This is a genomic window from Lacrimispora amygdalina (genome assembly GCF_003432035.1).
Taxonomy (GTDB): Bacteria; Bacillota; Clostridia; order Lachnospirales; family Lachnospiraceae; genus Lacrimispora; species Lacrimispora amygdalina.
Genome location: NZ_QOHO01000026.1, coordinates 38,049 through 50,517, shown reverse-complemented (window position 1 = coordinate 50,517; position 12,469 = coordinate 38,049). Strand labels below are relative to the sequence as shown.

Below are 12,469 nucleotides of genomic sequence, written 5' to 3'. Positions count from 1 at the left end.
TCTGTAGCTTCATCCTGCCCTGTTTTCAACTTTTTTAAACAGTTCAACACTTCACTACAATGAATTTCACTTATAATATCACAATCTTTTTCGTGTTGCAATATTTTTTTATAATTTATTTCCCGGCCATGGCTGCTAAATTCTTTTTCTTTAATCTGAAAAATGTTAAAACAGCCCCAATTATACAGATGACAGATGCCGTGATATACACAATATTCATGCCATATAAAAATGCATCACTTCTCCCAGGAATATAGTCCGTTACACGGATTCCCAGCCGGCTGCTCATCATACCATAGAGAAGTGTTGTGGCAAGGGCAATTCCGCATACCATACCCACATTTCTCACAAGTGCATTGATGCTTCCTGCCACTCCAAGCTTATCACGGGATACGGTAGACATAATAAGGGAATTATTGGGAGACTGAAACAGACCCATTCCAACTGACATAATTCCGATAAAGGAGACCATAGTAATTACAGCTGAATTCTCATTTAAAAAGGACATGGAAAACAGGCCGATGCTGGTAAAAACAAGTCCTATAAAGGTGAGAACTTCAGAGCCTGTTTTGTCAGAAAGATGGCCGCTCACAGGTGCTGCAACCATTAGTATAAGCGGATAGGCCATCATAATAAACCCTGCCTTCTGAGGCGGATAATTCATGACATCCTGTAAATAAAAAGGTAGTATGATATTGTTGCAGAACATGGCAACAAAGCTGATAAAACCGCAGAAAATGCTCAAGGAAAACAGGCCGTTTTTAAAAATATCCAGCTGTATCATGGGATCTTTCCGTTTCTTTTCTACTAACAGGAATACTGCAAAACAAACTGCTGCAACCAAGAATCCTGTTAAAATAAGGGGATGTCCGAATCCAAGATTCAGTCCTTCACTCAGTGCACCAAATAAAGATACAATAGTCACAATGAATAAAACAGCTCCGTATAAATCCATTTTTCCATTGGCCTTTGCCTTTGTTTTTGGCAGCAGGCAGAATGCTCCTGCAACTGCAATAATTCCTATTGGAACATTAATGGTAAAAATAGTTTCCCAGCTTAAGACTCCTACAATCATACCTCCAAGTCCGGGACCCACCAGAGAACCCAGTGCGACTGCCGTTCCAAGAAGTCCAAGTGCTTTTCCTCTCTCCTGAACGGGAAATACTTCGGTTATAATTCCCTGGTTGTTTGCCATGGTGCCGGCTGCCCCGATTGCCTGAACGGCTCGCGCCACGATTAAAAACCAATAGGAATGTGACAGTCCGCACAGCAGAGAACCAATGGTAAACACCATAATGCCCAGTGTGAACATTCTGGTTTTGCCAAACATATCTCCCAGCTTTCCAAAAATCAGAACAGTGCCCGATATCACGATTAGATAGCTTGTAGCGACGAACTGGATACTTGCTGTCGTGACTCCTAAAGTATCTGCCATACGCGGCAGAGCCACATTGACGATGCTGCTGTCCAACGTTGACATGAAGGTCGATAATACAACAATAATTAATACCGACCATTTATTATGTTTCCTCACTTTTTCCATGTTAAATCCCTTCTTATGTGTTAAGTTCAAGCGCTTTATTCAGAATTTTAACCAGCGAAGATAAGGTAATTTCTTTTTCCTCTTCCGTCAGATCCTCCGTAATAAGTCCTGTTAAATTTTTTATTTCCTCTTTGATTTCAGGAAGAATCAGCCTTGCTTTATCAGTCAGAAACAGCTTATATGCCCTGCTGTCCAGCTGATCTTCTATTCTGACTACATAACCAAGCTCTGTCAGCCTGTTGATCGTTCTGGCAGACATCGCCTTATCGTGACCAATCAGTTCACTGATCCGGCTCTGACATAACCCTTCATTTTTTTCCAGTATAAATAAATAGCGAAAAGACCCGCTGCTCAGATCATATATTTTCAATGCTTTGTCTAAGTAACTCTGCGTATTTCTATATATTTTACTATTTATCATCAGCAGATTCACTGGTTCATTCCCCATTCTCTTACCACCTTTCCAATTTAAAATTTTATATTATCAGGATTTAGTTGATTAGTCAACTATCAATTTCAAAAAAAGACAGGTATCGCCGATACAAGTCTTTTTTTAGAACTTCTTATGTATGTTACAAATAGCTTTTAAATCTGGATTATTAACCCTCTCCGCTCCACTTCTTCTTTGAATAAAAGGTATTTTCCTTCATTCAGATTTAAAAATGAGCGGTAAAATACGCCGTATGCCAGGAACGTAAAGATATCAATCTGATTTCTTCTTGACAGAATCACTCGCATCCGTTAGAATAGGCAAAAGATGAGGGAGTAGTCAGCACCTGTCCGGGTCAGATCAGGTGCCTGCAAAGTCAACATACTGACAGAATTTTCTGTCTGGCTTTGCTAATTTGCTTTCGACGCAAAAAGATGAGACTTATCTGTGTGTTTTTTTCGTACACACAGATAAGTCTCTTTTATTATCTGCTTCCTCTCAACATATAGTAATAAAGCACATACACAGGAGGAATATCACATGTCATTACCAGAGTTGTTCATCATTGCGGTGGGGCTGTCCATGGATGCGTTTGCCGTTTCCATCTGCAAAGGTCTTTGCATGCCCCGGATGAACTGGCGAAATGCAGTTATCGCCGGGTTATACTTCGGAGGTTTCCAGGCGGGAATGCCGGTCATTGGTTACCTGCTGGGGTCCCAGTTCAAGGAAGCCATTACCTCCTACGATCACTGGATTGCCTTTTTGCTTCTGGGAATTATAGGCATAAATATGATCAAGGAATCGTTCAGCAACGATGAAGTGGAATGCACGGACTGTTCTCTGGAACCTAAAAATATGTTTATGCTTGCCATTGCAACCAGCATCGACGCACTGGCTGTTGGCGTAACCTTTGCATTTTTAAAAGTTCAGATCATTCCTGCGGTTTCCTTTATCGGAGTGACCACCTTTACTCTCTCTGTTGCCGGAATAAAGGTGGGAAATGTTTTCGGTACACGCTTTAAATCAAAAGCGGAATTCGCCGGCGGAGTCATTCTCATACTGATGGGAATCAAAATTCTGCTCCAGCATCTCTTTGGAATGTAACAAAAGCCAAAAATCAAATCATGATCTGGCCTCCGCCAGGCACTTTCACAATCGTTCCATCCACACTGATCCAGACAGCCTTTGCTGATGGATTGTACACAAGGTCTCCGTCAACGGTATACTTAAGGGCAGCTGCCGCATTCATATAATCAACAATCTCAATATTTGTTGCATACCAGGTATCCTCGCGCTGCCCTGCCATACGGCAGAATTCTTCCATAAGCCCCCAGTTGTCATCTCTGGGAAATTCATAGCTGTGCCCCCATACATACATCAAATAAAGATATTGGGTTTTATTAAGCGCAATGAAGCGTTTTCCATTTTCCAGCAGATTGTGGTTATGGTGGCAGGTGGATTTCCATGTTAGATAGTTTTCCGGCATGTTAAAATCATCCGTGCTTCCAACCACTCTGCAGTATTCAATTCCCAGGCCTGGAAGCATATCCACAATTTCCTGTGTATACGAACCATTGGGATAAGACATTCCCCGTACCGGGCAGCCTGCTGCCTTCTCTAACGCCCTCCTGTCCTCCAGCACCTGAAGGGCCACCTGAGGAAGGGGACTCCTGGCAATCGTAGGATGGAGTACCGTATGACAGGAGATCTCATGTCCTCTGTATAATTCTTTCCATTCCTCCGGTTTTATCCGGTTTTCATCCTCAATAAGTCCGGAATTTAAATGAAAAGTTCCTTTTATGCCGTATTGATTAAAAATTTTAATAAGTTTCCGGTCCTCAATCTTACCATCGTCATAACTCATGGTAAGAACCTTATGCTTCCCTCCCGGAAAGCAGGTATAAATTCTTTTCAATTGATTAATCATAATGCACCATCCCCTGCAATGTTATCATAATTCAGAACTGCGGCAAGGAATGCAAGAGCCATGCCCTGTCCCCAGCCCTGAATCCATTTTTTTGATATATTCCGGTATCCGTCACGGTCCTTCATGACTGCGGTTCCGCCCGAAACCTCCGTAACTCTGCCATCAGCAGCCACATGGGCCAATACACCCTCAATGGATTTTTCTATGTATTTGATATGGAGCGGATTCCCTTTTAAGGTCATGGCTGCAGCGATACCGGCAGAAGCGGATAGCTCCTCATAGGATTCGCCATCATTTAAGATGGTCCTCCACAGGCCTTTCTCCGTCTGCAGAAGCTTTAATGCGGAAAGCTGTTCATTTAAGCTTCCCACAATTTCCAGGTACTGGGGATAGAGGTAGCACTCCGGCAGAATCAGCCCTACCTTGCTCATGGTATAAGCTGCCCAGCAGTTAGCCCTTCCCCAGTAAAATCCCGACATATGGTCCTTTGTAATATTGTTGTAGCCATGATACCATAATCCGGTATTTTCATCCTGAAGATACTGGATATGCCAGTAATACTGGTTTAAAGCATCGCCTGTCAATTCCTCGTCCTTTGTCATAACACCCACCCGTAACAGAAAAAATGCTGCCATAAACAGAGTATCTGCCCAGCACTGCTCCGGAAAATCGTTGTTGGCGGAAACCGTATGCTGCAGCACATGGTCGCCGAAACGCAGGGCATCCTTCCTTAAATATTCCGTCTTGGAGCGGATGATGTCCATGTATTGTTCTTCCCCGGTAGCCTGGTATAATGTTATAAGGCAATGTCCCATGGCACAGGTATTCACGGTCCAGGCTGGAAGTCCCAGTTCAATCAGTTCATCCACCCGTTCTTTTAAAAATTCCAGATAGCCTTCCTTTTTCGTTACCTCATAAGCTTCTGCAAGTCCATAATATGCGACGCCGCAGGGCCAGTCCCAGGACATATCCATCCGTTTTGTACGTTCCACAATGCGGTCCATGGTTTCTTCCACCCTGTCCCTGTCATAATGAATCCTACCCATCTTACAATCCGCCTTCCTTCTCCGGTTTCTGCCGGTTAATTTGATTTATTTTTTATCTATTATAAGTGTTTTCCCTTCATTTGCCAATAATCGGGCATAACAATCTGCCCCTGCCCTGCTCAAATGTACCAGATCGGGAATGTATAGTCTTCTTGAATCCGTTTCGCCTGCTGTTTCACAATGCTGTTTCGTCAGACGGTTCATATCTATATAAAGGATTCCCTCTTTCTTTGCAAAATCCTCCATCTGACGGGAGTAACCTGGCAGAAGACGGGCAATCTCCTCCTTCTCTCCTTTCTGGTTCTCTTTGCACGGACATAAGCTGACCGGAGAAATCAGAACCGGAACCGCGCCCCCTTTTCTGGCTGCATCTGTAAAATGCTTCAGATACAAAGGAAAATCAGAAACCGGAACATATCGTTCTGCCCTGGAGGCAGATGCATCGTTGTGGCCGAACTGAATAAAAAGATAATCTCCTTCCCTGATATGGCTCCGGATATCCTCCAGGCGTCCTTCTTCCAGAAAAGTCCTGGTTGATCTGCCGGACATGGCGCAGTTATCCACAATCAAATGGCGGCTTTCATACCGCATTTCCTGTTTAAAGGGACAGTCCTCCCTGTGATAAGCCTCATAGCAGTTTCCTTCATCCAGATGCTTTAGAAGCATTTCTCCAAGTCCGTATCCGGGTCTGTCTTCTTCCCCTCCGGTCTGTGTAATCGAATCACCCGCCAGATAGATAACAGGTTTCCGGTTCATATAAGGAAGGACCCTGTTAAATTCCATGTCGGAAGCATAGTAAAATTCCGGATAGCACGGCTGGTTGTAGCAGTTGTTCTGCCATGCTACGCCGCACCGGTACTGGACATCATGCATCAGGGTAAACAGCTTGTGATCCGTCGGCTCCGTATTGGTATAAATGCGGATTGCCGAGCTGTCCTCCGTCCGAAGAAGGATCTCTTCCCTGAAATCTCCGAAGATATCAGCTGTCAGACAGGGATTTCCTTTGGTCCCGTTGTTGGTCAGGGTGTTTTCCGGCCGCAGCATGATTCCATGAGTAAAATCATTGATCACTCCTGCTGGCTTCTGGCTTAAATAGTCCGCCCCATCCGTGATCTGTGTGGTCAGATCGCCTGCCCACCGAATGGACATGTTGCTGCCTAATGTTTCTTTTTTAAGAAGCTTTCCATGGCAGTCATACGTCCCCACTCCGTTGACCCAGCACTGCAGCCCCCGCACACCGGGAACCACATCGCCGATCATGCACCGGCCTAAATCTTTGTTAGCATACTCTCCGAACAGGACTTTTCCTGACTGCGCATCCCTGAGGGCATAACCGTAAGGTGCATGGTCTGCCCCTTCAAATACGTTAAATATCTCATAGCCCGGCCGGTCCGGATCGATATCCGCCACGTGCATGGCATCTCCGTGTCCCAGCTTTGCGGTGCTGCCGTCCGGAAGCTTATCCCTGGAGCTGTAAAGCAGGCTTCCATCGTGATCGATACAGGCGGCCCCGTATAGGATCTCCATACAGCCATCCCCATCCACATCGGCGGAGGAAACGGAATGATTCCCCTGGCCTGCCAGTTCTCCGTAAACCGGATCAGTTCCGCATAAATCATGGGGATTGTCGCAGAATGGATTCTTCATGGGCACAAATCCGCTGTCCACGGACCAGGTCTCGTGAAAGCAGTTATCAAAAAAATCGTAAGCAGCAATTGCAGCTCTGGTATAATAACCGCGGCAGACCACCAGATAAGGCCGCTTTCCGTCCAGATAGGCCACTGCAGACAAAAACCGGTCCACCCGGTTGCAGGGTTCGATCCGGTTCATGGCATAATCGCCCCAGAGAAGACCGTCATCCACCCTTTCAAATGGAAATGGAATCGTCTGAAGCTCTTTCCCGTCTCCCCCGAACATAGTCAGGTACTCCGGCCCTTCAAAGATGAAGCCCTCGAACTCCCGCAGATTATTTTTAGGGCTCCTGGATGGTGCATAAATATCCAGGAAATAATCTGTCAGACATTCTGAATCTTCCTGGCTTAATGGGTAAGTATACTTCCCGGGGATGCCAAAGCACTGCTCCAGGCTTTCCGGCCAATGACCTGCCTTCACTTCCGGATGATCGTTCCATGAACGGAACACTTCCGTTAAATGCTTCCGGTAACTCTTAAAGCTGCACACATAGGAATGTTCATGGCTATATCCCTGTTCTAAGTCCTCCTCCGGCATGGTGATAAAGAATTCCTCTGCAGGCTTCCCATCCGGCCCATAGACCGTCATTCTGGTACCCGGTGCGGTTTTCACCGCCATTTCAGCCTTCCCGTCTCCATTGAAGTCGAAGCACATAAACTGAGTATAATGCGCTCCTGCCCGAATGTTGGGCCCCATATCGAGCCGCCATAAAAGGGTTCCATCCAGTTTATAGCAGTCTATATAACAGCGGCCTGTATAGCCTTTTATGGAAACATCATGGGAATTGGAAGGATCCCATTTTACGATATATTCATATTCCCCGTCTCCATCCACATCTGCAACGGACATATCGTTAGCGGAATAGGTAAAGGCTTCCCCGGAAGGTGTCACGCCCGGCTCCGGCTTCTTAAGCGGGATGTCCAGATACTCCTTATCCCACACCTTTACGGGCGGGCAGGCATCGTATTCGATCCCGTTTATCGCAGGAGCCACTCCATATTCTGATTGTGCATCCCCCTCCGGATCCAGATAGTTTGTACAGTCTATCACTTTTGCAATTTCCGTTCCATTCCGATAGAGATGAAAATAAACTCCGGTCAAACCACCGTTTTTGTAACCGGTAACTTCTGTTAAAAACAATCTCCAGCTTAAAAATACTCCGTTCTTTGTCCTGACAGCAGTCAGCCCTCGGTTAAGTGTCTCCAGCTGTTCCCGTTTTATATAGTGAACAGATGTAACATACACCTCCTCATAGATCGTGCTGTCCGATTTCACTGCGCAGATTCTGATATAATGAGGAATATGGGTAGATTTATAAAGGGTAAACCGCAGCGTGTTATCTGCGGATATCTCCTCCATAAACCGGTAATTCTCCAGTTCTGTATCCCGGTCGGACCAATAGACACGGTAAACTTCCGCTCCCTCCAGCCGGTCCCAGGAAACCGTCACCTCCTGGTTCGATATCTCTTCTGTCCTGATCATGTTTCCCTCCATTTTTCTGGCTAAACAAAGCTTCTTTTATAAGCAGATACGGATCATCTTTTATTATGCCTTATGGAACGTTTCCTCCGGCATGGTTTCTACCAGTTCATCCCCTTCCTTCAGTGTTTTTGGAAGATAACTGCGGATAAATTCAAGAACAACAATCACATTTAAGCACCACTGTGCAGTAAAATTCGTAGATATCCATGGAATCTCTTTCAGATTTTTTTGATTTCCCTGATTGGAAACGGTAAGAATTTTAAATCCGTCATGGTTTCCCTGGCTGATGGAAGCATGGAGGAGATACCGCCACGTTCTTTCTGCCAGCACCTGATCTTCCAGATACCAGGCCCCATAGGCTCCCATAGCGGCCGCCATAAAAGGAAGACTGAATTCCCTGCTGCCTATGATGCCGTCTGACTCTTCCATCTGCTGCTGCCGGGGCAGATAATAAAACCTGCCGTAATCCGCCAGCATCCGCTTCCATTCCTCATCCTCAATTAAGTCGGATAATTCCATCCATACCTCAGGTGCTCCCATGCAGATTTGAAGGTGGGTTCCTCCTGACGCCCTCTCTCCGATATAACGCAGATGGGCATCAGCCGGATTAAATTCAAAATCAGGACCTGATATCAGCTTTAACGGCGCCTTTTTAATATCCCGGATTCCCGTCAGAATCTTATCTCTGTATTTCTTATTGTCAAACCGCTCCCACTCAGTCAGCCAGTTTGCACACAGAGAAGACCAGTCCGGCCCGGTTCTGGCATGAGCCGGATAAACCATTTTCTCCTTGTCATAAAAATCACCCAGGGGGTCCTTATTTAAAAAAGTTATTTCATTATCCTTTAATTCTTCAAATATATCTTCCATCCGCCGGTCTCCGGTCAGATAATAATAAAACCGGTGATGGGCCGCCATGGCAATCCGTGCCTCCTTGCAGGGACAGCCCCAGTGCCTGACATTATGGCGGGAACCCAGTCCCTTGTATCTGCCCATATGGTACACATCTACCTCGGAAGCATGTCTTGACAGTTTCTCAGCCAGGACAAAGATATCTTCCCGGCCTGTTCTCATGAATGCATACCATAACCAGAGAGTGGGAACCAGTTCCGTATTGTCCCAGGCATATCCGCCCATATCATACCGCCACTGATGGCGCTCCCTGTCATAGGTATGCATGAAATCACCATAATTAAACAGCCCATACCAGTTTCTCTGATCCACTTCATTCCGGTAAAAATCAACGGCCATATCAAGCTGATCCTCCAGCCAGCATTCCATCTGCGTATTTTGCTGCGGCAGGGACCAGTATCCAAATGCCTTCCTCTCATGATAATATTCCGGGGTTCCCAAATACTGAACAGGCCGTTTCACTGATTCAGCAAATTCCGCCAGTTCCTGGTCTTTTGGAATCATCTCCTCCGATAACATGACAGAGCATTCGCTGGTACAGGCGATTCCATAAGGTGTGGCGCCTTTATAATCATATCCCTCGTAATATACCTGGTTATAGCCCCGGTTTGCATAGTGGCGGAAGTCCATGGCCTCCGCACCGGGAGACCACAGCCACATGACAGTCTCCGCCATATCCCCATCCAGATTCCGGAACGTATAACCTGACGGATACTTTTCCCAAAAATCCCTGATTGAAAACAATACCGAGCCATGCTCTGATCCCAATGCGGCTGCTCCCTCTGTCCTTTTTCCGTGTAGACAGTCCAGATAGCAGCAGTTTTCATCCTTTATTTTCTTTTTGATGCAGAAGTGGTTTGCACTGTCCTGGCATAAATCATATTCACTCCAAAACGGCATGTCTTTGAGTACTGTGTCCACTGTCTCTTTATCACTTCCGGTAAGCTCCAGCCTTTCTCCCCTGATCTGCTTTTCATAAATTTCCTGTGAAACCTTCGGCCTCCATGACAGAAGCTGGGCCATGCTTTCATGGAACACGCCATGGTCTCCCATGAATTTTACATGCCGGTTATATATCTTCCCCTCTAAAGGAGATTGAAAGCGAATCCCGATTCCTTTCAAAAAATCTTTCTCTTCATCACCGTCATATAAAAATGTATGTATAAAATCAATACGCGGGCTGTCAAAACCGACTTTCATACGGATGACAAACGGAATCTTTTGGTCTCCGACAGCTGATTCGTGATAACCGGTATATTTTATAATAACCTGTAATGCCCCTTCCTCCTCCACTGACAGTTGGGTAATCCTGGAATCATATTCCTTTTTAATTTTGACAGAATTGCCGTTCCAGACGGAAGGTTCCTCCAAAAGCAATACTGTTCTGCCATTTATAAGAAGCTTTTTTTCATGAAAATAAATAGAATCGATCAGCTTCATGCCGTCACAGGCAATTTTCACCTTCATGCTCCCGGCAAGAATCTCCATAAAACCGTCTTTTTTCAGAACCTGGATCTTCTGCTTTACTTGAGAAGGAGGTCCGGGCACGACTTCAATCTCCTTTCCCAAAAGGGCGGCATCCGCCGTATGAGCGGTCCATTTTACGGAACCATCGGGCCACCAGGCTGTAATCCGGCTCTGCATCGGAAGATTATCTTTCTGCCTGTTTTTTAACTGATACTCCGTTTCTTTGGTACAGCTTCCTTTCTCCCACAAACAACCCCAGGTTGTATATCCCGTCAGCCTTCTGTCTCCCAGGCTATGTAATATCATATCAATCTGCCTCCTAAAAATCCTGCTGCATAAAAGGCTTCAACCGTTATCACACGCCTGAAGCCTTTTGTATCATTGCTGTTTTATTATTTTGACGTATCGTTCTGATAGAGCTGGTTGATCTCCTCTATCAGCCTGTCACCGCCGCGGTCCAGCCACTGTTTTGCTGCTGCCTCCAAACCTTCATCATCAATCTGTCCGCAGATATACTGGGTTCTGGCATCATCAATAATCTGCTCAATGTCTGTTCCCACCTCTGCATTTACCTCAGAATTGGCCAGGTATCCAAGAGCCGGGTTATAAACGGCTACCTTTTCATTTCTTTCATATGCCTGATCCTGTGCGATCATCGGCTCATCCTTTTCCAGGGCCGGAGATTTCGGTTCCCGGTTTGGAATATAACAAATACTCTGGTTTAAGCCTGCAGACGGAGTATATTGTGCCTCCATTTCATGTCTTATTACAACTTTCCCTGCTTCATTTAAATCGTAAGTAACTCCTTCTAAACCGTAGTCAGCAAGTACAAGCATCTCATCATCACACATCTTATCCAGGAAATGCAGACAGTTCTTTACCTCTTCCTCCGTCTTTGCACCTGCCCTGGTAATCAGATAGTAACCGTTAAAGCCGCTGTTTGCCAGTGTTCTGTCATTGATTGGTCCTACCAATGTCATGGAAGCATTCTTAGAGGGATCTGTCACTGATTTCACACTGTTCATATTATAATAGGACCAGATTCTCTTAGCACCATCCATAACATCAAGAAACGCACCTGCTTCCCCTTTCTTACATCCATCCTGAAAGGTTCCAGAGTCAACCGTAGCCCAGTCTTTTCTGATCAGGCCTTCGTCATAGATCTTTTTCATCCACTTTAAAGCTTCTTTGTATTCTTCTGTCTGGTGGACCGGCACCAGCTTTCCGTCTTTTTCTACCCATTCATTCCCACAGCCAAACCATGTCTGGATAATATCAAGCGGCCCGGTATATTTTGTCATTTCAAGGCCATAGGTATCATTGATTCCATTGCCATCCGGATCGTCATACGTAAATTTGTAAAGCATATTATATACATCTTCAACCGTTTTCGGCTCTTCGGTAATACCTACCGCCTCTGCCCAGTCTGTACGGTAAGAAAATCCGTAACGGCCGATCACCCTGGACCGGTAGATTCCTATGATTTTTCCATCTACAGTCAATGCCTTCAACACTTTCGGATTTGCCTGTGACAGGTTTTTATAATTCTCCTTATCCTGCAAATATGGTGTCAGATCCCAGAATGCACCCTTTCTTGCTGCATCCACCACATTAGCCGTTAAGTCTCCGGAAGCAGTCACCACCATGGGCATATTGTCCTTATCCATTAATGTAAGTCCAAGCTTTTCTTTATAAGTATCATTGGATTCCCATTGCCAGTTCACATGGGTGCCGGTGTAATCTTCAAATCTTTTAATAACCTCATCAGACTTATCATTCTTTAAATCGGTACCATAAAATGATGGTGCCATGAAAGTAATGGTTGGTTTTCCATCTGCCGTTGTATTGGCAGCCTCCTTTTGGGAGGATGCCGCAAAACCGCCGCAGGCAGATACTGATATTGCCACCGCACCTGCTAATGATACCGATAACGCTCGTTTCCATGTCTTTTTCATCTTAAACCTCTCCTT

8 protein-coding genes are annotated in these 12,469 nt (G+C 45.4%); 1 reads left to right on the top strand and 7 read right to left on the bottom strand.

Features of this window, described 5'->3' with window-relative positions; translation table 11 throughout:
- Window positions 1–115: 115 nt before the first annotated feature.
- A complete protein-coding gene (locus DS742_RS09305; RefSeq protein WP_117416720.1) occupies window positions 116–1,543 on the bottom strand; it encodes an MFS transporter in 1,428 nt (475 codons plus the stop codon).
- A 13-nt stretch (window positions 1,544–1,556) separates the two neighbouring features.
- Window positions 1,557–1,991, bottom strand: coding sequence for a MarR family winged helix-turn-helix transcriptional regulator (locus DS742_RS09300; RefSeq protein ID WP_117416719.1), 435 nt, complete (start codon window positions 1,989–1,991; stop codon window positions 1,557–1,559).
- 522 nt (window positions 1,992–2,513) lie between these two features.
- Here DS742_RS09300 and DS742_RS09295 point away from each other — a divergent pair.
- Window positions 2,514–3,077, top strand: a complete 564-nt coding sequence (locus DS742_RS09295; protein ID WP_117416718.1) for a manganese efflux pump MntP — start codon at window positions 2,514–2,516, stop codon at window positions 3,075–3,077.
- Between the two features lie 13 nt (window positions 3,078–3,090).
- Here the strand turns inward: DS742_RS09295 and DS742_RS09290 are convergent, their stop codons facing one another.
- The 5 genes from DS742_RS09290 to DS742_RS09270 form a co-directional block, all read right to left on the bottom strand.
- Window positions 3,091–3,900, bottom strand: coding sequence for a polysaccharide deacetylase family protein (locus DS742_RS09290; RefSeq protein WP_117416717.1), 810 nt, complete (start codon window positions 3,898–3,900; stop codon window positions 3,091–3,093).
- Window positions 3,897–4,946, bottom strand: a complete 1,050-nt coding sequence (locus DS742_RS09285; protein WP_117416716.1) for a glycoside hydrolase family 88/105 protein — start codon at window positions 4,944–4,946, stop codon at window positions 3,897–3,899. Before DS742_RS09285 ends, DS742_RS09290 begins: the two co-directional genes overlap by 4 nt.
- Window positions 4,947–4,991: 45 nt before the next feature.
- Entirely contained in the window at window positions 4,992–8,120 is a 3,129-nt protein-coding gene (locus DS742_RS09280) for a rhamnogalacturonan lyase family protein (protein WP_117416715.1), read from the bottom strand.
- A 63-nt stretch (window positions 8,121–8,183) separates the two neighbouring features.
- Window positions 8,184–10,805 (bottom strand): exo-rhamnogalacturonan lyase family protein, encoded by a 2,622-nt coding sequence (locus DS742_RS09275; RefSeq protein WP_117416714.1) that lies wholly within the window; start codon window positions 10,803–10,805, stop codon window positions 8,184–8,186.
- A gap of 86 nt (window positions 10,806–10,891) precedes the next feature.
- The gene (locus tag DS742_RS09270; protein ID WP_117416713.1) at window positions 10,892–12,454 is read right to left on the bottom strand and encodes an extracellular solute-binding protein; all 1,563 of its coding nucleotides are present in this window, start codon (window positions 12,452–12,454) and stop codon (window positions 10,892–10,894) included.
- Window positions 12,455–12,469 lie beyond the last annotated feature (15 nt).